Source organism: Nocardia sp. NPDC004340, from assembly GCF_053602575.1.
In genome coordinates this window covers 863790-888626 of sequence record NZ_JBSGDW010000004.1, presented here as the reverse complement: position 1 = coordinate 888626, position 24837 = coordinate 863790, and the positions used below count along the sequence as shown (strand labels likewise).

Annotated in this window: 24 protein-coding genes and 1 pseudogene; 18 read left to right on the top strand and 7 right to left on the bottom strand. The window is 68.8% G+C overall.

The window, feature by feature from the left end; translation table 11 throughout:
• Positions 1 to 185 precede the first annotated feature (185 nt).
• Together miaB and ACWEOI_RS20770 are read left to right on the top strand one after the other, a co-directional pair.
• Complete coding sequence (miaB, locus tag ACWEOI_RS20775; protein WP_452360622.1) at positions 186 to 1712, top strand: tRNA (N6-isopentenyl adenosine(37)-C2)-methylthiotransferase MiaB; 1527 nt, start codon at positions 186 to 188, stop codon at positions 1710 to 1712.
• Positions 1713 to 2045: 333 nt separating this feature from the next.
• Complete coding sequence (locus tag ACWEOI_RS20770; RefSeq protein ID WP_433673298.1) at positions 2046 to 2630, top strand: Rv2732c family membrane protein; 585 nt, start codon at positions 2046 to 2048, stop codon at positions 2628 to 2630.
• Positions 2631 to 2892: 262 nt separating this feature from the next.
• On the opposite strand, the gene ACWEOI_RS20765 is transcribed toward ACWEOI_RS20770, so the two are convergent.
• Positions 2893 to 4329 (bottom strand): DUF349 domain-containing protein, encoded by a 1437-nt coding sequence (locus ACWEOI_RS20765; protein WP_452360621.1) that lies wholly within the window; start codon positions 4327 to 4329, stop codon positions 2893 to 2895.
• A 174-nt stretch (positions 4330 to 4503) separates the two neighbouring features.
• Here ACWEOI_RS20765 and ACWEOI_RS20760 point away from each other — a divergent pair, with 174 nt between their 5' ends.
• From ACWEOI_RS20760 to dapF, 4 genes are read left to right on the top strand one after another with little or no spacing between them, the layout of a single operon-like run.
• A complete protein-coding gene (locus tag ACWEOI_RS20760) occupies positions 4504 to 5298 on the top strand; it encodes a hypothetical protein (RefSeq protein WP_452360620.1) in 795 nt (264 codons plus the stop codon).
• Positions 5295 to 6203, top strand: a complete 909-nt coding sequence (miaA, locus tag ACWEOI_RS20755) for a tRNA (adenosine(37)-N6)-dimethylallyltransferase MiaA (RefSeq protein WP_452360619.1) — start codon at positions 5295 to 5297, stop codon at positions 6201 to 6203. The genes ACWEOI_RS20760 and miaA overlap by 4 nt, the downstream gene beginning before the upstream one ends.
• A 22-nt stretch (positions 6204 to 6225) precedes the next feature.
• The gene (locus tag ACWEOI_RS20750; protein ID WP_452360618.1) at positions 6226 to 7047 is read left to right on the top strand and encodes a TrmH family RNA methyltransferase; all 822 of its coding nucleotides are present in this window, start codon (positions 6226 to 6228) and stop codon (positions 7045 to 7047) included.
• 5 nt (positions 7048 to 7052) lie between these two features.
• Complete coding sequence (dapF, locus tag ACWEOI_RS20745; RefSeq protein ID WP_452360617.1) at positions 7053 to 7973, top strand: diaminopimelate epimerase; 921 nt, start codon at positions 7053 to 7055, stop codon at positions 7971 to 7973.
• Between the two features lie 8 nt (positions 7974 to 7981).
• Here dapF and ACWEOI_RS20740 read toward each other — a convergent pair whose 3' ends face one another.
• On the bottom strand, positions 7982 to 9079 hold the full coding sequence (locus tag ACWEOI_RS20740) for an alkene reductase (protein ID WP_452360616.1): 1098 nt from the start codon (positions 9077 to 9079) through the stop codon (positions 7982 to 7984).
• 60 nt (positions 9080 to 9139) lie between these two features.
• Between ACWEOI_RS20740 and ACWEOI_RS20735 the strand changes: the two genes are divergently transcribed.
• Both ACWEOI_RS20735 and hflX read left to right on the top strand, forming a co-directional pair.
• The gene (locus ACWEOI_RS20735) at positions 9140 to 9514 is read left to right on the top strand and encodes a MerR family transcriptional regulator (RefSeq protein WP_433672342.1); all 375 of its coding nucleotides are present in this window, start codon (positions 9140 to 9142) and stop codon (positions 9512 to 9514) included.
• An 82-nt stretch (positions 9515 to 9596) separates the two neighbouring features.
• Positions 9597 to 11075 (top strand): annotated as a pseudogene (gene hflX, locus ACWEOI_RS20730) (GTPase HflX); the annotation flags it as partial.
• Between the two features lie 207 nt (positions 11076 to 11282).
• On the opposite strand, the gene ACWEOI_RS20725 reads toward hflX, so the two are convergent.
• Positions 11283 to 11447, bottom strand: coding sequence for a hypothetical protein (locus tag ACWEOI_RS20725; protein WP_433672343.1), 165 nt, complete (start codon positions 11445 to 11447; stop codon positions 11283 to 11285).
• A gap of 359 nt (positions 11448 to 11806) precedes the next feature.
• On the opposite strand from ACWEOI_RS20725, the gene ACWEOI_RS20720 reads away from it, so the two are divergent.
• Together ACWEOI_RS20720 and ACWEOI_RS20715 are read left to right on the top strand one after the other, a co-directional pair.
• On the top strand, positions 11807 to 12706 hold the full coding sequence (locus ACWEOI_RS20720; protein ID WP_452360615.1) for a helix-turn-helix domain-containing protein: 900 nt from the start codon (positions 11807 to 11809) through the stop codon (positions 12704 to 12706).
• The gene (locus ACWEOI_RS20715; protein WP_452360614.1) at positions 12703 to 12894 is read left to right on the top strand and encodes a DUF397 domain-containing protein; all 192 of its coding nucleotides are present in this window, start codon (positions 12703 to 12705) and stop codon (positions 12892 to 12894) included. Before ACWEOI_RS20720 ends, ACWEOI_RS20715 begins: the two co-directional genes overlap by 4 nt.
• A 13-nt stretch (positions 12895 to 12907) precedes the next feature.
• Here the strand turns inward: ACWEOI_RS20715 and ACWEOI_RS20710 are convergent, their stop codons facing one another.
• Positions 12908 to 14287, bottom strand: coding sequence for a DUF1214 domain-containing protein (locus tag ACWEOI_RS20710; protein ID WP_452360613.1), 1380 nt, complete (start codon positions 14285 to 14287; stop codon positions 12908 to 12910).
• An 89-nt stretch (positions 14288 to 14376) separates the two neighbouring features.
• Here ACWEOI_RS20710 and ACWEOI_RS20705 point away from each other — a divergent pair, with 89 nt between their 5' ends.
• Complete coding sequence (locus ACWEOI_RS20705; protein ID WP_452360612.1) at positions 14377 to 15129, top strand: hypothetical protein; 753 nt, start codon at positions 14377 to 14379, stop codon at positions 15127 to 15129.
• On the opposite strand, the gene ACWEOI_RS20700 is transcribed toward ACWEOI_RS20705, so the two are convergent.
• A complete protein-coding gene (locus tag ACWEOI_RS20700; protein ID WP_452360669.1) occupies positions 15077 to 15988 on the bottom strand; it encodes an MmyB family transcriptional regulator in 912 nt (303 codons plus the stop codon). The two genes, ACWEOI_RS20705 and ACWEOI_RS20700, sit on opposite strands and share 53 nt — an antisense overlap.
• 115 nt (positions 15989 to 16103) lie before the next feature.
• On the opposite strand from ACWEOI_RS20700, the gene ACWEOI_RS20695 reads away from it, so the two are divergent.
• A complete protein-coding gene (locus tag ACWEOI_RS20695) occupies positions 16104 to 16874 on the top strand; it encodes an alpha/beta fold hydrolase (RefSeq protein ID WP_452360611.1) in 771 nt (256 codons plus the stop codon).
• 9 nt (positions 16875 to 16883) lie between these two features.
• On the opposite strand, the gene ACWEOI_RS20690 is transcribed toward ACWEOI_RS20695, so the two are convergent.
• Entirely contained in the window at positions 16884 to 17681 is a 798-nt protein-coding gene (locus ACWEOI_RS20690) for a thioesterase family protein (protein ID WP_452360668.1), read from the bottom strand.
• Positions 17682 to 17779: 98 nt separating this feature from the next.
• Here ACWEOI_RS20690 and ACWEOI_RS20685 point away from each other — a divergent pair, with 98 nt between their 5' ends.
• The gene (locus tag ACWEOI_RS20685) at positions 17780 to 18406 is read left to right on the top strand and encodes a TetR/AcrR family transcriptional regulator (protein ID WP_357282915.1); all 627 of its coding nucleotides are present in this window, start codon (positions 17780 to 17782) and stop codon (positions 18404 to 18406) included.
• On the opposite strand, the gene ACWEOI_RS20680 is transcribed toward ACWEOI_RS20685, so the two are convergent.
• On the bottom strand, positions 18393 to 18518 hold the full coding sequence (locus ACWEOI_RS20680; RefSeq protein ID WP_433672351.1) for a hypothetical protein: 126 nt from the start codon (positions 18516 to 18518) through the stop codon (positions 18393 to 18395). The genes ACWEOI_RS20685 and ACWEOI_RS20680 overlap by 14 nt on opposite strands.
• A 168-nt stretch (positions 18519 to 18686) precedes the next feature.
• On the opposite strand from ACWEOI_RS20680, the gene ACWEOI_RS20675 reads away from it, so the two are divergent.
• The 5 genes from ACWEOI_RS20675 (at position 18687) to ACWEOI_RS20655 (ending at position 24630) form a co-directional block, all read left to right on the top strand.
• The gene (locus tag ACWEOI_RS20675) at positions 18687 to 19979 is read left to right on the top strand and encodes a PucR family transcriptional regulator (protein ID WP_452360610.1); all 1293 of its coding nucleotides are present in this window, start codon (positions 18687 to 18689) and stop codon (positions 19977 to 19979) included.
• 96 nt (positions 19980 to 20075) lie between these two features.
• The gene (locus ACWEOI_RS20670) at positions 20076 to 20627 is read left to right on the top strand and encodes a nuclear transport factor 2 family protein (RefSeq protein ID WP_452360609.1); all 552 of its coding nucleotides are present in this window, start codon (positions 20076 to 20078) and stop codon (positions 20625 to 20627) included.
• Positions 20628 to 20664: 37 nt separating this feature from the next.
• Complete coding sequence (locus ACWEOI_RS20665) at positions 20665 to 22356, top strand: AMP-binding protein (protein ID WP_452360608.1); 1692 nt, start codon at positions 20665 to 20667, stop codon at positions 22354 to 22356.
• A gap of 70 nt (positions 22357 to 22426) precedes the next feature.
• Positions 22427 to 23302, top strand: coding sequence for a 1-acyl-sn-glycerol-3-phosphate acyltransferase (locus ACWEOI_RS20660; protein WP_433672355.1), 876 nt, complete (start codon positions 22427 to 22429; stop codon positions 23300 to 23302).
• Positions 23303 to 23484: 182 nt separating this feature from the next.
• Positions 23485 to 24630: an acyl-CoA dehydrogenase family protein gene (locus ACWEOI_RS20655; RefSeq protein WP_357096590.1), complete on the top strand. Its 1146-nt coding sequence runs from the start codon at positions 23485 to 23487 to the stop codon at positions 24628 to 24630.
• The last annotated feature ends 207 nt before the right edge of the window (positions 24631 to 24837 follow it).

Sequence of the window (24837 nt, the reverse complement as noted above, 5' to 3'; positions counted from 1 at the left end):
ATGCTCGTCTTTGCCGGTCCGGCCCGGGCTGTGCCGAGACTCGACACCCGCGCGTAACCAGCGATTGACGCCGCCGAGACCAGTCCGGCCGGTCGGGCGTTGATTCAGCGACAACTCCGCGACCATCGGCGGCCGTCGACCGATGGCGTTTATGGCCCGCGCGGGGCAGCTATTACCCTGGTTGAGTGAATTCCCCGGCCCGGACCTACGAGGTCCGCACCTACGGCTGCCAGATGAACGTGCACGACTCCGAGCGGCTCTCGGGTCTGCTCGAGGACGCCGGCTACGTCAAGGCCGTGGCCGGCGATACCGCTGACCTGGTCGTATTCAATACCTGCGCGGTGCGCGAGAACGCCGACAACAAGCTGTACGGCACCCTCGGCCACCTCGCGCCGATCAAGGCCGAACGCGAGGGCATGCAGATCGCGGTCGGCGGCTGCCTGGCGCAGAAGGACCGCGACACCGTGGTCAAGAAGGCGCCCTGGGTGGATGTGGTGTTCGGCACCCACAACATCGGCTCGCTGCCGGTGCTGCTGGAGCGGGCCCGCCACAACGAGCAGGCGCAGGTCGAGATCATCGAATCGCTCGAGGCGTTCCCGTCCACGCTGCCCGCCAAGCGCGAGTCCGCGTACGCGGGCTGGGTGTCGATCTCGGTGGGCTGCAACAACACCTGCACGTTCTGCATCGTTCCGGCGCTGCGCGGCAAGGAGGTCGACCGGCGGCCCGGCGACGTGCTCGCCGAGGTGCAGGCGCTCGTCGAGCAGGGCGTGCTCGAGGTGACGCTGCTGGGTCAGAACGTGAACTCCTACGGCGTCTCCTTCGCCGACCCCGAGGAGCCGCGCGACCGTGGCGCTTTCGCGAAGCTGCTGCGCGCCGCCGGCACCATCGAGGGCCTCGAGCGGATCCGCTTCACCTCCCCGCACCCGGCCGAGTTCACCGACGACGTGATCGAGGCCATGGCCGCGACCCCGAATGTCTGCCCGCAGCTGCACATGCCGCTACAGTCCGGCTCGGACCGCGTGCTCAAGGCCATGCGCCGCTCCTACCGCAGCGCCAAGTTCCTCGGCATCATCGAGAAGGTGCGCGCCGCCATGCCGCACGCCGCCATCACCACCGACATCATCGTCGGCTTCCCCGGCGAGACCGAGGAGGACTTCCAGGCCACCCTGGACGTGGTGCGGCAGGCGCGGTTCACCAGCGCGTTCACCTTCCAGTACTCGATCCGCCCGGGCACCCCGGCCGCGACCATGCCCGACCAGCTGCCCAAGGAGGTCGTGCAGGAACGCTACGACCGGCTGATCGAGCTGCAGGAGCAGATCTCGCTGGAAGGCAATCAGGCGCTGGTCGGTTCGACCGTCGAGCTGCTGGTCGCCGAGGGCGCGGGCAAGAAGAACAACAGGACCGCCCGCATGTCCGGGCGCGCCCGCGACGGCCGCCTGGTCCACTTCCGCCCCACCGTGAACCCGGCTCCGGGCAGCGAGATCCGGCCCGGCGACATCATCACCATCGACGTCACCGGCGCGGCCCCGCACTACCTGATCGCCGACGGCGAGGTGCTGAGCCACCGCCGCACCCGCGCGGGCGACGCCCACGAGCAGGGCATCACCCCCAAGACCGCGCCCATCGGCGTCGGCCTGGGCCTGCCCAGCATCGGCGCGCCCGTGGTGGTCGAGACCGCCGCCGCGGGCTGCGGTTCCGCCTGCGGCGACTAGCGGACGCCGCCCGCGCGCGAGCCCGGGCCCGCCCGGGCGCCGCGAACCGTGGGTCGGCTGTCAACTACGCAGCGTCATAGGGCAGGATCGCGGGGGACGTGCGGTGGATCGCCATCGCGGGATTCCGCCCGACACGCCGCCGACCACTCCGGTGCCGCGCCCGAGCGCGGTGCGGGACTCGACGACCCAGGCGTGAGCGAGGATCGCAGCGGTATGACCGAGCAGCAGCCCACCGGCTCCGACGAGCCTCGTGACCGGCCGGAGCAGCCGGAAGACGAAGCAGCACAATCGGATACGGCGTCGCAGCAGGCGCCCGACGCGAACGAGGAGAGCATGAAGGCGGCCGACCACAGTCAGGACTTCGAGCAGTTCCGCGCGGACCTCGAGGCTGTCGAACGCAAGATCGCCGGCGAGATCGACCCGGGCATGCGGGCCATGGTGGTCGCCGGTTCGGTGTTCGTGCTGCTGGCCTCGCTGGTGCTGCCGCACGCGGGCAAGACCCGCGGCTTCGACGTGCTGCTCTACGACACCGTCGCCCAGGCCGACCACATCGGCCTGCCGTCGCGGGTGTTCGTCTGGTTCGTGGTGATCTTCGGCATCGGCTTCTCGGTGCTCGCGCTCATCACCCGCCGCTGGATGCTGGCCTGGATCGCCGTCGCGGGTTCCGCCGTCGGCAGCGTCTTCGGCGTGCTGTCCATCTGGCATCGCCAGACCCCCGGCCTCGGCAACTATCACGGCGCGGGCCCGGGCGTCGGCCTCATCGTGGCCACGCTCGCCATCATCGTGCTGACCTTCCACTGGGTCCGCGTGGTCTGGGCCCGCACCTCGGTCCAGCTCGCCGCCGAGGAGCAGCGCCGCCTGGCCGCCGCCAAGGCCGAGGACCAGCAGCGCCGCCGCCTCTTCGGCGACGAGGACTGAGTCGCGGCAGGAACTCCACGAAGGCCCGGAGGCAACCTGATCGGTTGTGACCGGGCCTTTTTCGTGCGATCTCGGCGTTCCGTCGAGCGCTGCGGTCACCGGGTGGCGTAGACCGCCGCGGTCGTGCCTGCGGGGAGGTCGATCGGGTGGCGGCGGCGCGTAAAAGGCCCGGCCGCAACCTGATCGGATTGCCGCCGGACCTTCTTCGGCAGGACATGAGCCGATCGCCTGGGCCGCAAGGGGATCCAGGCGATCGGCGTTCTCAGCGCTGGCTGACCGCGCCCTCGGCGGCATCGGCCCATTCGCGCCACTGCTTGGCCTGCTCCAGGGCCTTCTCCGCGTCGCGGGTCTTGCCCGCGGCCTGGGCCTTGGCGGCCTGCTCCTCGAACTGGGCGACGCGCTCGCGGAACTGGGCGGCGCGGGCCATGGCCTCGGGGTCGGTGCGGCGCCACTGGGCGTCGGCGGCCTCGCGGACCTTCTTCTCGATGGCGCGCAGTCGCGATTCCAGGTCGTGCATGCGCTCGCGGGGCACCTTGCCGATGGCGTCCCACTTCTCCTGGAGTTCGCGCAGGGCGTTGCGAGCGGCATCGAGCCCGGTCTCGGGGTTGATGTGCTCGTAGGCCTTCAGCAGTTCCTCCTTGAGGGAGGCGTTCTGCTCGAACTCGTGGTCGCGTTCGCTGGCCGCGGAGTTGCGGGCGGCGAAGAACACGTCCTGGGCGGCCTTGAAGCGACGCCACAGCTGCTCGTCGGCCTCGCGGGGAGCGCGACCGGCGGCCTTCCACTCCGTCAGCAGCTCACGGAAGATGGCGGCGGTGCCGGACCAGTCGGTCGAGCCGGACAGTTCCTCGGCGCGGACGCAGAGCTCTTCCTTGCGGCCCTTGGCGGCGGCTCGTTCGCGATCCAGATCGGCGAAGTGCGCCCCGCGGCGGCGGTTGAACGCCTCGCGGGCCTTGGAGAAGCGGCGCCACAGCGCGTCGTCGACCTTGCGGTCCACGCCGCGAATGGTCTTCCACTCGTCGAGGATCTCGCGGAGCCGGTCGCCGGCGACCTTCCACTGGGTGGAGTCGTTGGCGATCTGCTCGGCCTCGGCTGCCAAGGCCTCTTTGCGCTCGGTTTGCTCGTGCCGGGTGCGGTCCTTCTCCTCCTTGGCGTGCGCGGCCGCCTCGTCGGAGTGTTCGATGATCGCCTGCAGCCGGGTGGTCAGACCGTCCAGATCACCGATCACCGCGGCCGTCGGCAACGTTTCGGCAAGCGCGGTGGCGGCGGTCTTGGTCTTGCGGGCGTCGGTGCCGGCGGCCAGGCGGGCCTCCAGCAGCGCCACCTCGGTGGCCAGATCGTCATAGCGGCGGCCGAAGTGGGCCAGACCCTCGGCGGCGTCACCGGCCTGCCAGGAGCCGATCACCCGCTCGCCGTCGGCGGTCTTGACCCAGGCGGTGCCGTCGTCGTCGACGCGTCCCCACTGGCTGGGGTCGCTGACGCTGGGCACCACGACCGGGTGCGGATGCGCGGCGGCCGGGCCGGGCATGGCGTGCGGTTTGGGAGTTTCGGGTTTGCGGCGCGGGCCCCCCGGGCGGGGTGCGGCGGCGGCCGCCGGTGATGGCTTGGCGCTCTCGCTCGGGGCAGGCACGGCGGCGCCGGGCTGGGGCGTCGGGGTCGACTCCGGGTGGGTAGCCTTCTCGTTTCCGTTGTTGTCGGTCATAGCTCCTCGTCCCTGCCGCGCGTCACGGCTGCCTGGTTACGCCCTAGCTCATCGGTCTAGCTCATCCCATTCAACCAGGCTGAGATGCGAAATGCTGTCTTTGAGGCCGCTTCGGCGGCGCGGCGATCGGCGGGGGTGGGGCTGGTGAGGTGCGGTAGCGCTACGGTTGACGGCGTGTTCTGTGTTGCGTCACTGGTCCCCTCGCCGCCTGTGCTGGTTCCCGAACTGGAGGGTGCGGCCGGGTCTGCCGTCGAGGGGGCTGTCGCGGAGCTGCGAGCTGCGGTGTTGGCCGCGGGTGAGGACTTGGCCGCCCGCGTGTCGCGATGGGTCGTCGTCGGCGTGGCGGAGCCGGGGGAGGGCTCGGGCGCTGGCGATTCGGGCCGGGTGATCGGAGCTGACGCGGTCGGCACCTTCCGGGGCTACGGCGTGGACGTGCGGGTCGGTTTGTCAGGCCGGGTTGCCGAGCGTGTCGCGGATGTCCTGTTACCGCTGCCCGCGCTGATCGCGGGCTGGCTACGCGAGCAGGTAGCGCCCGACACCGTCGCGGAATGCCGTCTGATCTCGGCCGATGCCACCGCGGAGGAGTGTTCGGCCTTCGGCCGGGCGCTGCGCGCGGAACTCGACACAGAATCCGAACCGGTCGGTGTCCTGGTGGTTGCCGACGGCGCGGCCACCCTCTCCCTGAAGGCTCCCCGATACCTGGACGAGCGCGCGGAGGGCGTGCAGGCCGACATCGATCGCGCCCTGAGCGCGGGCGATCGCCAGGCCCTCGCCGCCCTCGACACCACCCTGTGCGCCGAGATCGAGGTGGAGGGCCGGCCCGCCTACCAGGCGCTGGCCGGACTGTTCGCCGCCGACCCCGCCGATCCGCGGGTCGAAACCCGCTACGCCGCAGCCCCGTTCGGCGTCGCCTACCACGTCAGCGTGTGGCGCCCGACCCTCTCCTCCGGCAGCGGGGTCACCGCGTGACCCGCCCCATCGCGGTCGTCGGCCCCACCGCCACCGGAAAGTCCGATCTGGCCCTGGATCTGGCGGAACGCCTGGACGGTGAGATCGTCAATATCGACGCCATGCAGCTCTACCGCGGCATGGACATCGGCACCGCGAAACTCCCGGTCGCCGAACGCCGCGGCATCCCACACCACCAGCTCGACGTCCTCGACATCACCGAAACCGCCACCGTCGCCTCGTATCAGGCGGCGGCCCGGGCGGACGTGGAGGCGATCATGGCGCGCGGCCGCACCCCGGTCATCGTGGGCGGCTCCATGATGTACGTGCAAGCGCTGCTGGACGATTGGGACTTTCCGGCCACCGATCCGGAGATCCGCGCCAAATGGGAGACGGTGCTGGCCGACCGCGGCACGGTCGCCGTGCACGAGGCGCTGAAACAGGCCGATCCGGTGGCCGCGCAGACGATCCTGCCGACCGACGGCCGCCGCATGGTGCGCGCGCTCGAGGTGGTGGAGCTGACCGGGCAGCCGTTCGCCGCCTCGGCGCCCCAGATCGGTGAACCCCGTTGGGGCACGGCCATTATCGGTGTCGATCGCGAGACCGCCGAACTGGATGCCCGCATCGAACTGCGCACCGCGAAGATGTTCGAATCCGGTCTGCTCGACGAGGTCGAGGGCTTGCTCGCGCACGGTCTGCGCCACGGCCAAACCGCCCGCCGCGCCATCGGTTACGCCCAAGTCCTCGATTTCCTGGACAACGAATACGACCTGAACGAAGCTCAGGAGCGCACCTTCATCGGCACCCGGCGCTATGTCCGGCGACAGCGGTCGTGGTTCCGCCGAGATCAGCGGGTGCGATGGGTGGACGGCGCGGATCCCGCCTTGGCGGAGACCGCGCTGGCCCTCCTCGAGCCGCACCGTTGAGGGACGAACAGGAACAACCACAGTGACGCGTCGCGCGAACACACGCACCGCCGCGGTCGGGGTGTGGCAGGCCTACCTGACCACCCGCGCCGCACGCACCCGGGATTCCCGATTCCTGGTGCAGGGCATGCGGCCCATCAGCCGCGCCCTCGAATGCCGTTGGCCGCTGGAGACTCTGGTCTACCGGCTGGGCGATCCGGAACCGTCGCCGTGGGTGCGGCGGGTGCTGGATTCCAGTGGCGTGCCCAGCATCGGCCTGGTGCCGGAGGTGATGGCCGAACTGGCCGAACCGAGCGAGCCGGTGCCGGAACTGGTGGCGGTCGCGGTGACGCGTCGGCCCGAGCTCGAGGACTTCGCGCCGGGCACCGCGGAGGATCCGGCGACCTTGGTGGTCGTGGACCGGCCCGCGTCGGCGATCCGGTTGGGCGCGTTGATCCGATCGGCGGCGGCGTTCAGGGCGGGCGGGGTGATCGTGACCGGTTCCGGCGCCGACCAATACGACCCGCAGAGCGTGCGCGCCTCCGACGGCGCCCTGTTCGAGGTGCCCGTGTTGCGCACCTCGGGTCCGGCGCAGGTGGCGGCGTTCCGGGACCGGCAGCGGGCGCGTGGCATCTCGACGCGGATCGTCGGCAGTGACGATCGCGGCGGCCTGGCCCTCGACGACGCGAAGTTCGACGGCGGCACGGTGCTGGTGCTCGGCGACGAGACCGAGGCCCTGGCCCCGGGCTGGCGGCAGGTGTGCGACGAACTGGTCTGCATCCCCACCGACGGCACGCTCGGCATGCCGTCCGCGGCCGCGGTGGCCCTCTACGAAATCTCCCGTCAGCGCCGGGCGCTACCGTAATGACCATGACGAGCGAGAGCAGCGCCGCCGATATCGAATTCAGCAAGGGCCACGGCACCCAGAACGATTTCGTGGTGCTGCCGGACCCGGACGCCTGGCTGCAGCTCACCGAATCCCGGATCGCCGCCCTGTGCGACCGGCAGCGTGGGCTCGGCGCGGACGGGGTGCTGCGGGTGGCCCGCGCGGGCGCGCTGATCGAGACCGGCGTGCTGGCCGCGCTGCCCGAGGGCGTCGACGTGGACGACTGGTTCATGGACTACCGCAACGCGGACGGGTCCATCGCCGAGATGTGCGGCAATGGGGTGCGGGTGTTCGCGCACTACCTCGTCGCGACCGGGCTGGAGCAGCGTTCCGAGTTCGTGGTCGGCTCCCGGGCGGGCGCGCGGCCGGTGGTCGTGCACCACGCCGACCCTGTGCACGGTGAAGTGACCGTCGCCATGGGCATTGTGAAGAACCTCGGTCCCTCGACGGCGACGCTGAGTGGACGGGAATTCACCGGGATCGGCATCGACGTCGGCAATCCGCACCTGGCCTGCGTGGATCCGGACCTGACTCCGGCGCTGCTCGCCGACCTCGACCTCGAGCAGGCCCCCGGCTTCGATCACACGCTGTTCCCGCACGGTGTGAACGTCGAGATCCTCACCCCGTTGAATGTCGGCTCCGACGGCGAGCGGGGTGTGAACATGCGCGTGTACGAGCGCGGCGTGGGCGAGACCCGATCCTGTGGCACGGGAACCGTCGCGGCTGCGGCCGCCGCCCTGGCCCGCGACGGCTTCGACCTCGCCTCCGACACCGGGCATGTGAAGGTCCGCATTCCCGGCGGCGTGGTGACCGTCGGCATCGAGCACGGTTCGGCGTGGCTGCGCGGCCCGTCGGAACTGGTGGCGACGGGCCGCATCGCGGCCAAGTGGTGGCAGGACGCCTGAGCCTTCGCTCACGCGGCGACCGTGTCGAGCACCGGGTAGTCGGTGTAGCCGGTCGCGCCGCCGACGTACATCAGGTGCGCGTCGCGGACGGTGTTGAGCGGCGCGCCGATCCGCAGGCGTTCCACCAGGTCCGGATTGGCCAGGAACGAGCGACCCAGCGAGACCAGGTCCGCACCCGCGCCGAGGAGCGCCTCGGCCGCGGCGGCTCCGCCGTCGGCGGGTAGCGGGACGCCCCAGCCGAGGTTCGGGTTCGCGATCAGGGTGGTCGGCCACAGGCTCCGGATGCGGTTGAACAGGCCGCTTTCCGGGTCGGCGAAGACCACGTGCAGGTAGGCGGGGTGCCGCTGCGCGAGCGCGGACACGAGCGCCGGGTACAGCTCGTCGGTGTCGGTCTCGGCGATGCCGTTCACGTTCACCCCGGGCGCGATCCGCACCCCGACCCGCTCGGCTCCGATGGCCGCGATCACCGCGTCCACCACCTCGACGGTGAAGCGGATCCGGTTGGCGATCGAACCCCCGTAGGCGTCGGTGCGCTGGTTGGTGTTGTCGGACAGGAACTGGTGCAGCAGATAGCCGTTGGCGCTGTGGATTTCGACGCCCTCGAATCCGGCCGCGATCGCATTGCGGGCGGCGGTGACGAAATCGGCGACGGTGTCCTGGATTTCGGCGACGGTGAGTTCGCGCGGGGTGACCGCGTCCTGGTGCCCGGTGGGGGTGTGCACGGTGTCGGGCAGCGCGATGGCGGACGGCGCGACGGGAGTCAGCCCGCTGTTGTCCGGGTGTCCGACGCGGCCGCCGTGCTGGAGTTGCAGCACCATGCGCCCGCCCGCGGCCCGCACCGAGTCGGTGACCCGCCGCCAGCCCGCGATGTGCGAATCGGTGTAGATGGCGGGGATATTCGGGTACGTCAGTCCGACCTGGTTCGGGGTGGCGGCCTCGGCGATGATCAGTCCGGCGGTCGCGCGCTGGGTGTAGTAGGCGGCCATGAGCTCGGTCGGGGTGCCGTCGGCGGCCGCGCGATTGCGGGTCATCGGGGCCATCACGAGGCGGTTGGGGAGGTCGAGTGCGCCGACGCGGCCGGTGGTGAAGAGGTCTGTGTTCGTCATGCCGGTAAGGTAAAACCTGACATCAATGTGAGGTGCAAGCCTCGGATTCCGGAGTGCCGCATGCGAATCGGTGAGCTGGCAAAACGTACCGGCGTGAGCGATCGGTCGCTGCGCTACTACGAGGAGCAGGGGCTGCTGGTCGCCGACCGCACGCCCGGCGGGCAGCGCGATTACCCGGAGCTCGCGGTCGATCGGGTGATCCACATCCAGGAGCTGTTCGCGGCCGGCCTCAACAGCAAGAAGATCTTCGAGATCCTCCCGTGCATGCGGGACGTCGACGGCGGTGCGAACGAGCGCGCCACCCCCGAGCTGGTGGACGAGTTGCGTTCCGAACGCGACCGCATCGACCGGACGATCGCGGACCTGCTGCGGTCCCGCGAGGTGCTCGACGATGTGATCGTGCGCGCAGGCGAGCGGTTCGTGACCAGGTCGTGAGCGGTGACGCGGGTGTCGCATGGTGGTCGCCCCGAAATAACCGAGTGCGGTCGTTCGTTGGGACGTGGGACTATGGAGGTGTATGAGTAAGCCAGAAACGTATGAGTTCACTCCCGCCGAGGACCTCGACGAGGAGACCAACGACGCGCCCGAGACCGGCCGCAATGGCTGGTCGGCCGCGCCGACCGTCGGCGAGCAGCAGCTCGAGGAGCGCGCCGCGCTGCGTCGCGTCGCGGGTCTGTCCACCGAGCTCGAGGACGTCACCGAGGTCGAGTACCGGCAGCTGCGACTGGAGCGGGTCGTTCTGGTCGGTGTCTGGACCGAGGGCACGGCCGCGCAGGCCGACGCGAGCATGGCCGAGCTGGCCGCGCTCGCGGAGACCGCGGGTTCGGAGGTGCTCGACGCGCTGATCCAGCGCCGCGACAAGCCGGACAAGTCCACCTACATCGGCTCGGGCAAGGCCGACGAGCTGCGCGGCATGGTGCTCGAGCACGGCGCCGACACCGTCGTCTGTGACGGTGAGCTCTCGCCCGCGCAGCTGACCGCGCTGGAGAAGATCGTCAAGGTGAAGGTCATCGACCGCACCGCGCTGATTCTGGACATCTTCGCCCAGCACGCCACCTCGCGGGAGGGCAAGGCGCAGGTGTCGCTGGCCCAGATGGAATACATGCTGCCGCGTCTGCGCGGTTGGGGTGAGTCCATGTCCCGGCAGGCCGGTGGTCGTGCGGGCAGCAATGGCGGTGTGGGTCTGCGTGGTCCCGGTGAGACCAAGATCGAGACCGACCGTCGCCGGATTCGTGAGCGAATGGCGAAGCTGCGCCGCGAGATCCGCGAGATGAAGACCGCCCGCGACACCAAGCGCGCCAAGCGCTCGTCCAGCGGCATTCCGCAGGTCGCGATCGTCGGCTACACCAACGCGGGCAAGTCGTCGCTGATGAACGCGTTGACAGATGCCGGAATCCTGGTGCAGGACGCCCTGTTCGCCACCCTGGATCCGACCACCCGCCGCGCGGCGCTGGAGGACGGTCGTGAGGTCGTGTTCACCGACACCGTCGGCTTCGTCCGCCACCTGCCCACCCAGCTGGTCGAGGCGTTCCGGTCCACCCTGGAAGAGGTGACCGGCGCGGACCTGCTGCTGCATGTGGTCGACGGCTCCGACGCGCTGCCGGATCAGCAGATCAAGGCCGTGCGCGAGGTCATCACCGACGTCCTGCGGGAAACCAAGACTCCCGCGCCGCCGGAGTTCCTGGTGGTCAACAAGATCGACGCGCTGGACCCCCTGGAACTGACCCAGCTGCGCGGCTGGCTCCCGGACGCGGCCTTCGTCTCGGCCCGCACCGGCGAGGGTATCGACCAGCTCCGCGACCGCCTCGGCCAGATCCTCGGCGGCCTGGATGTCGAGGTCAGCGTTTTGCTGCCCTACACCCGCGGCGACCTGCTCGCCCGCATCCACGCGGACGGCAAGATCCTCAGCACCGACCACGAGGAAACCGGCACCCGGGTCCGCGCCCGCGTCCCCAACAGCCTCGCCGGCCAGCTGGCGGAGTTCGCCTACGCGGGCGGCCCCGCCACCGACATCGAAGAGCTCGACCTCGAGGACGACCTCACCGACGAGCTGGACGACATCGACGAGTTGGACGCCACCGACGGCGAGCACGATGCCGACGAGTCGAACTTCGGTGCCGCGTAACCCAACCCGACCCTGACCCGCCCCGGCCGGAAGCCCTGCACAGGCTTCCGGCCGGTGCGTTGTCCGGCCCGTTTCGCCTCACGGTTCCCGTGCCCACAGATTCCATCCCGCCGAAGCCGCCCGCCGCCGCGCGATCATCTCCAGATGCGGCACCAACGCCGTGAAATACCGCTTGGCCTCACACTCCTTACCGCAGTCGCGATGCGCCTCGAGCCCGCGCCGCGCCACCTCGAGATTCTGCACCGGATAATCCGGCACCTCATGACTGATCGCCCGCACGGCTCAGCCCCTGACCCGCCGCCGCTGCGCCCGATGTCTCCCCACCCGACCGCGTTCCGCATTGCGGGAACTCCTGACGTCCTCGATCACGCAGAACGCGATCGACAACCCACCCAAAGCGGTCATCACCGACAAAACCCAAGCATCCCAAGGCATTACGACTCCCGATGTCGTGTCCGATTTTCCGAGGTGAGCGCTCAGGAATAAGTAGACATCGAAATTCGAGTTCCGTGAAACGTTCACGGCGAATCTTTCTCGAATTACTCTGTGTTACAACATGAAACGTTTCACGGTGATCGATTGTCGAATAGCGAGGCTAACGAATGACCGGTGTCACCGCGGTTCGAATGGCTTTCGGGGGCTTCATGCGTCAACTGCGCGGTGCGCGCAGCCTGACCAGGGCGGGGCAGCAGATCGATGTCTCGCCTCCGACGGTCATGCGCTTGGAAGACGGTTTTCCGTCCAAGGTCTCGACCCCGCAGATCCGTGTCCTGCTCGACTATTACGCGGCCGCGCCCGAGCAGGTCGCGCACGCGCTGGCCTTGTGGGCCGACATCAAGACTCAGGAGAAGATCGCCAAAGCCGCAGGCGCGAGCAAAGGGTGGTGGCAGGGCTACAGCGATCAATACGCCCGAGACTTCGAGAAGTACCTGCTGTTGGAGTCGGCGACCGACGATCTGACGACGCATCAGCTCGTTGTCGTTCCCGGTCTGCTCCAGGCCCCTGATTACCGGCGCGCGATGATCAAGGGCACCGACCCCGACGTGACTCCGGTGGATATCGAACTCGGCCTGACACTGCTCGGCACCCGCAGACGGCAGAAGCTCGACGAGGAGCAGTGTCGGGTCTCGGCGGTGCTCTCCGAAGCGGTCCTGCACCATCGACCCTGCGATCCGGAAGCCATGGCGGCCCAGCTGTTTCAGCTCATCGCCGACAGTGAACGACCGAACGTGTCGGTTCGGATCATCCCGCTCGCGTCCGGCTTCCATCCCGGTCTGACCACCGGATCCTTTACCTTGCTGCGCTTTCCACTGCTTTTGCCGAACAAGATTGCCGCCCCGCCGGTCGTCTATGCCGAAACGGCAGGCGAGTCGCTGTACACCGATCGACCCGATCTGGTCGCCCGATTTTCGGCGGCGGTCGCCGACATGCAGGCGGTAGCGTTGGCGGAGGAAGCGACCAGAGATCTGGTGTCGAAGCTGGCGAAGGAGTACACGGCGTGAGCACCAACCCGCCACTGGCGACGTGGTTCAAGTCGAGCAGATCCGGCAAGCAGAACGAATGCGTCGAGGTCTATCTCGGCGATGGGACTGTAGGAGTGCGGGACTCGAAGCATCCGGGTGGTCCTGAGCTGTGGTTCCCGGACGCGGCGTGGCGGTCGTTCCTCGACAGCCGGGTCTGGGAGCGCTGAGGCGCGTTCGCGGTCAGGAGGGCTGGATGTCGGGGAGTTTCCAGGTCTTGTCGAACAGGGGTGGCTGGGGGCCGTAGAAGCGGAAGACGATTTCGAAGCCCTCGCCGGATTTTGTGGGGATCCAGTTCGGCTTCTTGCAGTCGGGGGCGGTCGGGCCCAGGTAGAGGTCGAAGGAGCCGTCGGAATTGGGTTGCAGATCAGGGGTGTTGGAGGCGCGGCTGGGCCAGTCGGCGTTCTTGATCAGGGCATGGGTATCGCGGTTGTAGGCGGTCGCGGACCAGTAGAGGGAGACGGGGGCGTTGGCGGGGACGGTGAGGCGGTAGTTCTTGCCGCCGTCGAGGGGCCGGCCGTCCTTGTCCTCGATGCCGACCAGGTAGAACTGGCCGCTGCCGAGGCTCTTGGCGGAGAAGAACGCGAACGAGTATGTGACACCACGGATGTCGACGGGGTAGCTGGAGGTGTCGGTGTAGCCGTTCTGCAGGTCGTTGATCAAGGTTTGATCGACGGGCAGGGCCCAGTGGGCGTTGTCGTAGTAGGCGGGGGTGAAGCCCTTCACGTACAGCTCGTCGAGCCACTTGCGGGCGTCGGCGGCAGCGCTGTCGAAGACCTTGCCGATGGCCGAATCCGGTTGGAACGGTGAGCCCTTCTTGATGCCGAGGCTGGCGACCTGGTCGATCATGGCCATGTCGCGGGCCAACCAGGGCTCGGCCTGTACCTGCCGGTTCAGGGCGGTGAAGTAGTCGCGGTTGTAGGGGATGGTGGCGTCGAAGTCCTTGCCGGAGGCGTCCACGTAGGTGGTGGGCGGCGGGTTCGCGGCGGCGTCGAGGCGGTAGAGGCCGCACCGTCTTCCGTAGGCGACGGCGGCGGCGATGTCGGCATCGTTGCCGCTCTTCAGGTTCGAGCGCAGCAGCGCGAATCCGGCTTTGGTTTCCGAACACAGCGGAATGAACCCGTCCGGGACCTCGCCGTTGTAGCCCGGCGGCAGGATCAGATAGCGGCCACCCTGGCCCTTGTCGGTACCGGCCGGGCCGACGTCGGCGAGCGGAGTCTGCCAGACCGAGTCGATGGACCCGGTGATCGTCGAATCGCCCTCGGCGGGCGGGATGTCGAGGACGATGGGCCCGTCGGAGGTGTCGTAGAACGGCATCAGGTAGATGGCGTTCGGATTCGGGGTGAGGGTCTGGTTGTGCCAGTCCACCAGCTCGGACCAGTACACGATCTGATTCGGTCCACTGCCGATCGCCTTCGCGGCCTCCAACATCCGGTCGAAATTGACCGCCGGCATCCCCCACACGACCGCCTCGAACGCGCGCGCCGCGATCACATTGCTGTCGACATCGGACCCAGACGGCGACGAGGACGGTGTGGAGGTCGGCTCGCTATTTTCTGGCATGGCTAGAAGCTAGCCAGGCGTCCTTGGCGATTGTGGAATCGCCACGCCGACTCTTGCCCCGGCGTGCCACTGTATGAAGGCTCTGACCTGTGGCTATGCTGCGCGGCATGGCTTCCGGCGGCAGCGATGGGGTGAGCGGGCGGGCGGATCGTCAGGATTCGGAGGGCGAGGGCGGCTCGGAGTACGGGGAGGCGTGGGCTACCGGGCTGTCGTTGACCGGGGCCGCGGTGTTGTTCGTGGTGTTGCGGTTGTTCGCGGTGGCGGATTACGACTGGGTGCGGGCGGCGTCGGTGGCGGACACGATCGGGCTCGATGACGCGTCGCGGATGGTGTTCGGGACGATGATGGCCGATCCGACGGTGACGGGTGTGGTGCTGGCGGTGCTGGTGCCCGCATCGCTGAGTCACCAATGGCGGCTGGGGAAGCCGTCGTTCCGGACCGCCGGGAACCTCGTGATGCTGATCATCGTGCTGCTGTTCGCGGTGGTGCTGCTGGCCACCTACCGGTTGTGGTGGCTGCTGATCATCGCGGGGGTGGTCGGGGCGCTCATGATCGTGTTGCAGGCCAAGGGGCATCGGGATGCGCAGGGGCGGCGGTTCGCGTTGTTCGTCATGCATCGCACCGGTTTGGTGGCGATTCTGGCTCTACTGGTGACGGCGGCGATCGTGCGGGTGCCGTGGGCGCCGTTGGAGCGCATCGAGACTCGCGGGGGCACGATCATGGGGTACGTGCTGGAGAATCCGCCCGGATTCCTGAAGGTGCTGACCGACGACGAGCGGGAGATCCTGATCATCGATATCGATCAGGTGCGTTCTCGCGAGGAGATTCCGACGAAGCCGTGACGTGCGCGGCGGGCCGGTGTGAGCGGTGGGCGGTGTCGGGGCCGAGCGCGCGCAGGATTTCGAGGGCCTCGGCCGCGGGGGAGTCCGGTGGTGGGGTGAACAGCCGCAGGCGCTGGTCCTCGGCCTGTGTGTGCAGTAGTTCGTAGTCGAATTCGATGGTGCCGATGGCCGGATGGTGCACGCGCACATGGCTTTCGCGGCGGACGGCCACCTCGTGGCGTCGCCAGAGGGCGGTGAACTCGGGGCTCGCGGCTTCGAGGCGCTCGATGAGAGCGGTCGCGGTGTGGTCGTAGCCGCGGCGGGTGGCGGCGGCGCGCAGGTCCGCGACGCGCAGGCGGCTCAGGTTCTCGTGGTCCGCGGCGGGATACGCGGCACGGACCGTGGGTTCGGTGAACCAGCGCCACACGATATTGCGATCCGGCTCGGCGATGCTGCAGACGCAGCCGAACAGGGCCTCGGCCAGAGCATTCTGCGCGAGCAGGTCGCCGAGGTCGGTGATCAACTGGGCGGGGGTGTCGCCCAAGCGGTCGAGCAGGTAGCGCAGAGCGGGTCGCACGGTGCTCCCGGCCAGGGCTCCGGCGGGCGGCCGATGCCCGGCCAGCAGGTACAGGTGGTCGCGTTCGTCGGCGCTCAATCGCAGGGCCTGGGCGAGGGCGGCGAGCAGCTGAGTCGAGGGCTGGGAGCTGCGGGCCTGTTCGAGCCGCATCACGTAATCGGCTGATACGCCCGCCAATTGGGCCAGCTCCTCACGCCGCAGGCCCGGGGTCCGGCGGCGCGGCCCGGCGGCCAGGCCCGCGTCCCCCGGTTGTAGCCGCTCGCGGGATCGGCGCAGGAAGTCCGCCAGTTTGTCGCGATCCATGGTCATGTCATCCATCTTCCGGTGCCTAGGAGAGCCGCTCCTAGGGGAAACTCTCCGCTCCTCATCGCCCGACGCCCTTGGCAGGGTCGATGACATCGAGCGAAAGGAGCTGGACATGAAGGAAATCACGGTGGGCACAGCGCAGGTGCCGTACGAGGTGCTGGGCGCCGGACGGCCGCTGGTGCTGGTGCACGGGTCCGGTGCGGGTGCGCGGTCGTGGGATCGGGTCAAGGACGCGTTCGCGGAAACCAACACGGTTGTGCTGCCGAACCTTTCGGGCAGCGACACAGCCCGTGACGACGGCGCGGACCTGACCGTCGAAGAACTGGTGGAGCAGTTGGCCGCCGTGGTCCGGGACCTCGACGCGGGCCCGGTCGACGTCGTCGGGCATTCCCTCGGCGGCGTGGTGGTGGCCGCCCTCGCCGCCTTGCATCCCGACCTGGTTCGCACCGTCGTCCCGGTCGCGACCTTCGCGGGCCACGGCGACGAATACCTGCGCAACGCCCTGACCGTCTGGCGTGAACTCCTCGGCGACGCCGACACGTTCGCCCGGTACTCGATGCTGCTGGCGTTCAGCCGCGCCCACCTGCGGACCATCGGCTACGACGCCGTCGAGGAGCTGGCCGCCGCCTTCCGTCCCAATGCCGACCGGCGGCGTCAGATCGAACTGGCTCTGCGCCTGGACATTCGCGACCTGCTGCCGCGTATTCACGCCCCGGCCCTGGTGATCGGCGCGGCGCACGACGCCTTCCTGCCGGTGGAGAATGCCCGCGAGCTGGCCGCGGGCATCCCCGGCGCGGTGTACGAGGAGGTCGACACCGGACACGTCGTGATGGCCGAGCAGCCGCGGGAATTCGTGAAGCTGATCCGCGACTTCATCGCGTAGGCGCGAGGATCAGCTGGTCGGCTGCGGTCGCAGGGTGAGACTCTGCTGGGCGTAGCCGACCGGGCCGCGCAGGTCGTGCAGGACCGTGGTGGTCAGGCCCTGGCCGCTGTGGCCGAACACCACAGAGGTGTCCATCCCGACCCACGGGGTTTCGGGCTGCCGGTACAGGTGGATGGTCATGTCGACGTTCGGGAACATCCATTTCGTGGGTTCCTGCCGGACGGCGATGCCGTTCGCGGTGTCGACAAGCGCGATGTAGGAGGCCAGCGGATCGACGTCCTCGCCCTCGACCAGGTCCACGGCGGTGGTGATCCACGCGGTGGCGCGGCCGGGTTCGGGGAAGCCGACCTGCCGGGCCTCGATCGATTCGATGTAGCCGCCGGGCCAGACGGGGGTGAGGGACCACGGAGCGAGCGCATCGGGGGCAGGCAGCCGGTCCGGTTCGCCGCCCGCGACGATGCCGGTGTCCTGCGCGCCGAGAAACCAGGCCCGCGCGCTGATGGTGTCGCGGCCGCCGATGACCACCGTGGCCTCCACCAGTTCGATGGTGCGGCCCGGCCGGATGGTCTCGACGCGAATCTCGAACTCCTCGAACGCGATCCGGCCGAGGATGTCGAAGCCGACGCGGCTCATCACCAGGTCGGGGCGATCGGTGCGGGCGCGCAGGATCTCGTGCACGACCAGCCCGGCCACCGGGCTGAAGTGCTGTTCGCCGGAGGACCAGGCCCCGCCCGCGTGGTGAGTGGGGACGAAGCGGCGGTCGCCGACGCGCCGGAAGTAGGCGGTTTCGGGTGAGGTCGTATCCATCACGATTCTCAACCTACGGGTCGAGTTTTGATATTGCCAGTCGGTAAACCAGCTTTGTGGTTGAACTAACGGACCCTAGGGGCGGATATGATCGGACGATGAGTACGACCGTGGACGAGGAAGCCGCCCCCACCGGGCGCGCGGCCCGCCGGCGTGATCGCCGCAAGGCGGAGATGATCGCGACCGCGCTGCAGATCCTGTCCGGCAGCGGCTACCAGGGAATGCGCTTCGAGGACGTCGCGGAACGCACCGACATCGCCAAAGCCACCCTCTACCACTACTTTCCGAGCAAAGACGCGCTGGTCTCGGCCGCGCTGGAGAAGCTCACCACCGATGTGCTGACCCGCCTGCGCGAAGCGCTCGACGCCGCGGCCGACCGGTCACCGGCCGAGCAGCTGCGGATTCTGATCGCCGAACAGCTGCACATCCTGACCGTGCTCTACCCCGAAGTGGGCAAGCTGTTCTCGTTCCCCGCCCCCTGGCCCGCCGAGCACAGCGAGGCCATCAAGACCATGCGCCGCCGCCACGACCGTATGTTCCGCGAGGTGATCGACCGCGGCATGGATTCGGGCGCATTCGATTGCCCCGATCCCGCGGTGGCCCTGCACTGCCTGCACGGCATTCTCAATCACGCCTCGATCTGGCTGCGTCCTGACACCGACCCCGACCACCACGCCCGTGACGGGGTGGTCGAGGCCTCCCTGCGGCTGTTCATCCGAGGCTGACCGCGGGCTCGACGGCGCGCCGCGTGATCAGCAAGACGATCGCGAGCAGCGGGATACACCAGGACCGGCAGCATCGTTCCGAGCCGGCCGACGTGACATCGGTGGTGCTCATGCGCAGAACGTACCGAGCACTAGCTTCGATTGGTGGCATTCGGAGGGGCTGTGTGATGAGCCTCGTAACCGGCTGTCCCACCCAGTTGGACGAATCGCCCGTTCCCCTTCCGGTCGACCCGGCCGCTCGTCAGTCTGGTCGGATGCCCATCAGTGTGGAGGGAGCAGCGTGACCGAGTCGGCGCCGCCCACGAATCCGCTCCGGCTGTCCGAGCTCGGTTCGGACCCGGCGGCGGTGCTGCGGCTGATCACCCATTTCGACGCCTTCGACGAATCCGCGGCCAACGCCGACACCGTGATTCGCGCCGCGGCGCTCCTGGCCGAATGCCCGGCCGGCGCGAGCTGGCCCTCCGGCACCGTGATCCGCTACGACGCCGCCGGCCGCCTGCTCCTTGCCACGGCCGCCCCCGCTGACGCATCCGGCTCGGACCCTGCGGTCTGGCTGGAGCGTCCGCCGCAGCAGCGGCCCGCGGATACGTCGGCCCGGCCGCATCCGTTGGACGGCGTGGTGCTCGATCGCCTCCGGCATTGTCTGCGCGTGGTGGCGGCGCGGCAGGTGGCCGATCCGCTGCGGATGGATGACCCGGCGCTGCTGGAAGTTGTGCTGTCGGAGAAGGAGCGGCGGGAGGATCGGGTGCGGGCCATGCGGCTGCTCGGTCTGGATCCCGGGCGCGCCACACGCGTGCTCGCGGTGGCCGGGCCGGGGGCCGCGGAGGCCGTGCGGATCATCGGCGAGTACGTGCCGATCCTGCGGCAGGCGGTGATCGGGGCGACGACGGCCGTGCTCGTTCAGGATCTGACCGCCTTGGGTGGAGCCGACGGTCGTGGCGCGGTCAGCGCGATCGGTCACCACGCCGCTGCTCTCGGGCAGACCGCGACCGGACCCGGGCGTCCGTCCATGGTGGATCGCGGACTGTCGGACACCTTGAATGCCGCTGTGGTACACGCATTTCCGGCCTCCCAGGCGGGCGCGGCCGGGCCCTGGATCGGGGTGGGGGAGCGGTTGCCCGCGCTGGCGGCGGCCGCGTCGTGGGAGCAGGCGCGGCGGGCCTTGCGGTTCGCCTCGTCGACCTGGCACGGGCGCAGGGTGATCGCGTTCGAACGGTTGGGGGCGCTGGAGCTGCTCGCGGATCTGCCGGTGCAGCGGCTGCTGGGGACAGCCGATGTGACGCGGATCAATGAATTCGCCGCGACCGAGGCGGGCGCGCTCGCGGTCGACACGCTCGAAGCGTTCTGTGTCTTCGGCACGCTGCGGCGCACCGCGACCGAGCTGCATCTGCATCACTCCACGGTGGCCGCGCGAATCGCGCAGGTGGAGGCGGTGATGGGCTGGGATGTGGACGATGCGCTGGACCGGTTCACGGCCACCCTGGTGCTGTTCGTGCGCCGGATGGCGCTCTCGTCCGCGCAGTTGTCGGCCCCGGCGGCGGTTGACCCGACAAGCGTCGGGCACGGACGGTGATACCCGCGACGGGCGGCGGGTGATCCGGGTCACGTCGATGTCCGACGATCGATGGGCACGGCACCGCCGCCGTTGCGGGAGAAGGAGATTCACAGCATGGCCATCGTGGAACCCACCAAGACCTGGAAGCTGCTCGAGGAGCGGCTGGCTGTCACCACCAACGAGCGCCACCGTCAGGTGCTCTCGATCGTCATCGATCACATGAAGGCCGAGGCCGTGCCGGATCTGGACGGTCTGATGAAGACCCTGACGGCGGAGCCGGACTATCACTTCTGGCAGAACGGCCAGGATGTCGGGCCCAAGGGCTGGGACGTCGTGCACGCCTACTACTCGGCATTCGTGGAGAGCAAGTCCAACATCCTGGAGTTCGAGCTGGACCGCCTGCTGGTCGACGACGACTGCGTGGTCACCGAGGGCTACCTGCGCCAGATCTACCCGGGCGCCTACGCCGCCCAGATCGGCATCCCGGTCGAGGACCCCGAGGCCGACTACCTGATCTCGTTCCGTCAGCTGCTGCTGTGGCCGGTGGACGAGGCGGGCCTGATCATCGGCGAGGACTCCTACCACTCGGGCCCGGTGGAGATCCGCAAGCTGTCGTTCGACGAACTGCCCAGCGAATACGTCGAACTCGTGTACCCGGGTAACTGACAACGGCGAGACTCGGCAGATGGAAGGCGAATCGGACATGACGGACCTATCAGTGGCAACCCCGGCGGCGCAGGCCCCGGTCGAGCGGCGCGCGGACATCGCGAGCCTGCTGCTCGACCGGCTCGGTGACGAGCGGCTCGGCCTGCGCACCCGGGAGCGGGACTGGACCTGGGACGCGGTGGTGCGGGAGTCGGCGGCGCGCGCCGAACTGGCTCGCGACCTGCGGCGCGATGGGCCGTTCCACATCGGTGTGCTGCTGGACAATGTGCCCGACTTCGTCTTCTGGCTGGGTGCGGCCGCGCTGGCGGGCGCGACCGTGGTCGGCATCAATCCCACACGCGGCAACGCTCAGCTGGAAGTCGACATCCGCTATGTCGACTGCCAGCTGATCGTCACCGACGCCGCCGGCATGGCCCGGCTCGGCGCCCTGGACCTGGGCCTGGAACCGGACCGGTTCCTGCTGGTGGACGACCCGGCCTATGTCGAGCGGGTGGCGGCGCACGCGGCCGAGCCGGTCGCCCACGCCGGTGCGGAGGCCCTGCTGCTGTTGCTGTTCACCTCGGGCACGACCGGCACCTCGAAGGCGGTCAAGTGCACCCAGCGCCGCCTGGCCATCCTCGGATACGCGGCCAGCGACAAGTTCGGGCACATCCGCGAGGACGTGGACTACTGCTGCATGCCGCTGTTCCACGGCAACGCGATCATGGCGTTGTGGGCTCCGGCGTTGGTGAACGGCGCGACGGTGTGCCTGACCCCGAAGTTCTCCGCGACCGGATTCCTTTCCGACGTGCGGTATTTCGGCGTGACCTTCTTCACTTACGTGGGCAAGGCGCTGGGCTACCTGCTCGCCACTCCGGCCACCCCGCAGGACGCCGACACCACCCTGGTCCGCGGTTTCGGCACCGAGGCGTCGGTGGCCGACCAGGCCGAGTTCCGCCGCCGTTTCGGGGCCGAGCTGTTCGAGGGTTACGGCTCGAGCGAGGGCCCGGCCCTGGCGGCGCTGGATCCGGAGGCTCCGGCCGCCGCGCTGGGCCGTCCGGCGCATCCGGGTGTGGCGGTCGTGAATCCGGAGACTCTCGAGGATTGTCCGCGCGCGGTATTGGATGAATACGGCCGCGTATTGAATCCGGACGAATCGGTCGGCGAGATGGTCGACAAGGCGGGCGCGATCGTATTCGAGGGCTATTACAAAAACGATGTCGCGGATGCCGAACGTTTGCGGAACGGTTGGTATTGGACAGGTGACCTGGGCTATATCGACGAAGCCGGATTCCTGTATTTCGGCGGCCGTAAAGGCGATTGGCTGCGCGTCGACGGCGAGAACACCTCGACGCTGTCCATCGAACAGGTCATCCGTCGGCACCCGGCGGTCATCGCCGCCGCGGTCTACGGGGTGCCCGACCCGCGCTCGGGCGATCGGGTGATGGCGGCCATCGAGGTCGCGGACCCGGACGCCTTCGACGCGGACGAATTCGCCGAATTCCTCACTGCCCAGGACGATCTCGGCTCCAAGGGCGCGCCCCGCCTGCTGCGCGTCTCCGGCAGCCTCCCGGTCACCGGCTCGAACAAGGTGCTCAAACGTGAACTCCAGGAACAGCGCTGGCACACCGGCGAGCTACTCTTCCGCTGGTTCGGCCGCGGGAAGCCCGAATACGAACGCCTGACCGATTCCGGCAAATTGGAACTCGAAGCCGAGTTCGTCTCATTCGGCCGGGGGAACCTGTTCTAGCCCTGATTCGGTGACCTGCGCGGACTTTCGTTACCATGAAGTTATCGAAGGTTCCGCAGGGAGGGTTGCCTTGTCTCACGATAAACATGGGTCCGAAGAACGAACGCCGAAGGGGCTGACCGACGGCGCGCCGTTGCACGTCGATCTCACCGATACCGATCGCCGGATCATCGACGCGATCATCGCGCCCTCGCGGGCCTGGTTCAGCCCGCGCTTCTACGGGATGGAGAACTTCCCCCTCGAGGGTCCGGTGCTGCTCGTCGGCAATCACAGTCTGGCGGGCGGCACCGACGCGCCGCTGCTCGCACACGAGATCCTGGTGCGCCACGATCGGCTGGTGCGGGGACTGGCCGAGAACCTCCTCATCGATGTGCCGGGGCTTCGAGATGTGTTGCACCGCTGGGGAATCGTGCGCGGCAACCGTCACAACTGCACCACGCTGCTCGAGCAGGGCGAAGCGGTGGCGGTGTTCCCGGGCGGCGGCCGCGAGGCCATGCGCGGCAAGGGGCAGAAGTATCAGCTGATGTGGGAGGGCCGCACCGGCTTCGCCGCGATGGCCATCGCGGCCGGTGCGCCCATCGTCCCGATCGCCATGGTCGGCGGTGACGACGTGTTCGACATCGTCTTCGACGGCGATCACCCGGTCATGTTCCCGCTGCGCAAGGCTGTCGAGGGCTTGGGTCTGCGCTCGAGCCTGACCCCGCCGCTGATCCGCGGCCTGGGTCCGACCCTGGTGCCCAAGCCGGAGCGTTTCTACTTCTCGCTGGGCACCCCGATCGACACCAGCCCCTGGCGCGACATCCCCGACACCGACGCCGCGGCGAACGAACTGCAGGCCGTGGTGAAGAAGGCCCTCGAAGGCGAACTCGACTTCCTGCTCGGCGAACGCGACCGGGACCGCGGTCGCAGCCTGCTGGGACGCACCCTCGGCCGCTTCGGCCTCTGACGCCAGGCTCTCTGACTTCCCGGTAGGTTTACCCGGGTTCAGGACCTCCGTTCCGCGACGTCAATGGCGACTGTCGCAGTTCGGACTACTTTCTCGGCCCGTGAAGTTAACCTCCGTTCGACTTTCGAGTACGGTATTGAACACAGGCGATGGTGCCGATGTGGTCACTGTAGGAGGTTGGCGTGGAGCGCACCCTTTTCGAACCCGAACACGAGCTGTTCCGGGAGTCGTTCCGTAAGTTTCTCGATCAGCATGTGGCCCCGAACCACGAGCAGTGGGAGCACGACGGCGTCGTCGATCGCTCGGTCTGGCTCGAGGCCGGCAAGCAGGGGTTCCTCGGCATGGCGGTGCCGGAGCAGTACGGCGGCGGGGGCGAGGCCGACTTCCGCTACAACGCCATCGTGACCGAGGAGGTCACCAAGGGCATGTACTCGGGCCTGGGTTTCGGCCTGCACAATGACGTCATCGCGCCGTATCTGCTGGAGCTGGCGAACGAGGAGCAGAAGCAGCGCTGGCTGCCCGGCTTCTGTTCCGGCGAGATCATCACCGCGATCGCGATGACCGAGCCCGGTACGGGTTCGGACCTGCAGGGCATCAAGACCCGCGCGGTGAAGGACGGCGACGACTGGATCCTCAATGGCTCCAAGACTTTCATCACCAACGGCATCAATGCCGACATCGTGATCGTGGTCGCCCAGACCGATCCGGCCGCGGGCGCCATGGGCTTCTCGCTGCTGGTGGTCGAGCGCGGCATGGCCGGTTTCGAGCGCGGCCGCAATCTGGACAAGATCGGCCTCAAGGCGCAGGACACCGCGGAGCTGTCCTTCGCCGACGTCCGCGTCCCCGGCAAGAACCTGCTGGGCACCGAGGGTCAGGGCTTCATCCACCTGATGCAGAACCTCCCGCAGGAGCGGCTGTCCATCGCCGTCATGGCCGCCGCCGCCATGGAGGGCTGCCTGGAGCTGACCTGCCAGTACGTGCGCGACCGCAAGGCTTTCGGCAAACCGATTGGCGCACTGCAGAACACCCGTTTCGTGCTCGCCGAGCTGGCCACCAAGACCACCGCGGTCCGGGTCTTCGTCGACCGCTGCATCGAACTGCTCAACGATCGCAAGCTGAGCGTCGAGGAGGCCGCCATGGCCAAGTGGTGGTCCACCGAGGAGCAGCTCGACCTGATCAACCGCTGCCTGCAGCTGCACGGCGGCTACGGCTACATGCGCGAGTACCCGATCGCCAAGGCCTACATGGACGCCCGCATCCAGACCATCTACGGCGGCACCACCGAGATCATGAAGGAGATCATCGGCCGCAGCCTGAAGCTGACCTGACCCGGGTGCCGGCCTCCGCGGAGAGCGACCGGAATGCGTTCCGCGTCAGGGGTTTCCGCGGTGGCCGGGCCGGATGCCGGGCGGCGACGCCCGGCACGGGAGACTCCTCCGATCCGGAGTGGGCCCGAGTGGTCCACCGGCCGACACGCGATGGGTTGCTCTAATGTTGCCCCCTCGTTGGCAGGCTCTGTCAAAATGGTCCGGACC

Coding starts and splice junctions, on each gene's coding strand:
- ACWEOI_RS20665 (WP_452360608.1), top strand. CDS start 20,665: ATGACGGACCTATCAGTGGCAACCCCGGCGGCGCAGGCCCCGGTCGAG.
- ACWEOI_RS20700 (WP_452360669.1), bottom strand. CDS start 15,988: ATGGATCGCGACAAACTGGCGGACTTCCTGCGCCGATCCCGCGAGCGG.
- dapF (WP_452360617.1), top strand. CDS start 7,053: ATGACGAGCGAGAGCAGCGCCGCCGATATCGAATTCAGCAAGGGCCAC.
- ACWEOI_RS20735 (WP_433672342.1), top strand. CDS start 9,140: ATGCGAATCGGTGAGCTGGCAAAACGTACCGGCGTGAGCGATCGGTCG.
- ACWEOI_RS20740 (WP_452360616.1), bottom strand. CDS start 9,079: ATGACGAACACAGACCTCTTCACCACCGGCCGCGTCGGCGCACTCGAC.
- ACWEOI_RS20710 (WP_452360613.1), bottom strand. CDS start 14,287: ATGCCAGAAAATAGCGAGCCGACCTCCACACCGTCCTCGTCGCCGTCT.
- ACWEOI_RS20685 (WP_357282915.1), top strand. CDS start 17,780: ATGAGTACGACCGTGGACGAGGAAGCCGCCCCCACCGGGCGCGCGGCC.
- ACWEOI_RS20680 (WP_433672351.1), bottom strand. CDS start 18,518: ATGAGCACCACCGATGTCACGTCGGCCGGCTCGGAACGATGCTGCCGG.
- ACWEOI_RS20690 (WP_452360668.1), bottom strand. CDS start 17,681: ATGGATACGACCTCACCCGAAACCGCCTACTTCCGGCGCGTCGGCGAC.
- ACWEOI_RS20770 (WP_433673298.1), top strand. CDS start 2,046: ATGAAGGCGGCCGACCACAGTCAGGACTTCGAGCAGTTCCGCGCGGAC.
- ACWEOI_RS20695 (WP_452360611.1), top strand. CDS start 16,104: ATGAAGGAAATCACGGTGGGCACAGCGCAGGTGCCGTACGAGGTGCTG.
- ACWEOI_RS20720 (WP_452360615.1), top strand. CDS start 11,807: ATGACCGGTGTCACCGCGGTTCGAATGGCTTTCGGGGGCTTCATGCGT.
- ACWEOI_RS20670 (WP_452360609.1), top strand. CDS start 20,076: ATGGCCATCGTGGAACCCACCAAGACCTGGAAGCTGCTCGAGGAGCGG.
- ACWEOI_RS20765 (WP_452360621.1), bottom strand. CDS start 4,329: ATGACCGACAACAACGGAAACGAGAAGGCTACCCACCCGGAGTCGACC.